This window comes from Treponema sp. UBA785 (assembly GCF_002297065.1).
Taxonomy (GTDB): Bacteria; Spirochaetota; Spirochaetia; order Treponematales; family Treponemataceae; genus Treponema_D.
This window is the reverse complement of sequence record NZ_DBJD01000016.1, coordinates 2,110-2,753: the sequence shown is the minus strand read 5'-3', so window position 1 is coordinate 2,753 and position 644 is coordinate 2,110. Positions and strand designations below refer to the sequence as shown.

1 pseudogene is annotated in these 644 nt (G+C 42.5%); it reads left to right on the top strand.

The features are described 5' to 3' along the window. Positions 1 to 230: pseudogene (locus B2X33_RS01200) on the top strand (GNAT family N-acetyltransferase); the annotation flags it as partial. Between the last annotated feature and the right edge of the window lie 414 nt (positions 231 to 644).

Here is a 644-nt window from a genome sequence, read left to right as displayed (position 1 = left end):
GCTTTGTCGTGGCAAAAACAAAAGGCGTTTTCTACCATGCCGACCCGGACGCGGACTATTTTCTGATAAAGGAGCTAGTTCCAGGATTTCTGGACCAAGTGAAGGAAGCAGGCGGCGGAACGTTCAAGGAGCCGGACGGATATTTTATCGACTCAAAACAAGCCGAAGAGTTCGACAGGCAGTTTCCGCCGAAAGAAAAACTGAAGCTTCCGGGACAGATTTTCGGGTAAGGGGTTGAGATTTCCCAAACAGATTTAGTGCATAAAATTATGTGCTAAATTTTTTTCAAGCAGCCTCAGCTTTATGGCAGAAGCTGCTTTTTGTATGTCATATTTTTTTCACAACTTTCAAAATCTTGCGTTTTCTAGCTGTTGTAAGACCAGGAGAATGCTTTGTTCCGGCGGCGCAGATTTTTGCGGTGATTTTTATTCCGGCCGACTTTAGAATTTCGCGAGAGCTATATACGATTCTTGCCTCAAAAACGCCCCAACAAAACACTTCTTGAGAATATAGTAAAAATCAAAAAATCAGTATATACTTACTAGGTTCAATTTCGAGTTCTGTAAATTTACTGTCCTTGCCGTGCTTGACACCGCTATATTTGCATAGCAAACTCGCAGAAGTTGTCATTATCGGGCTTGACC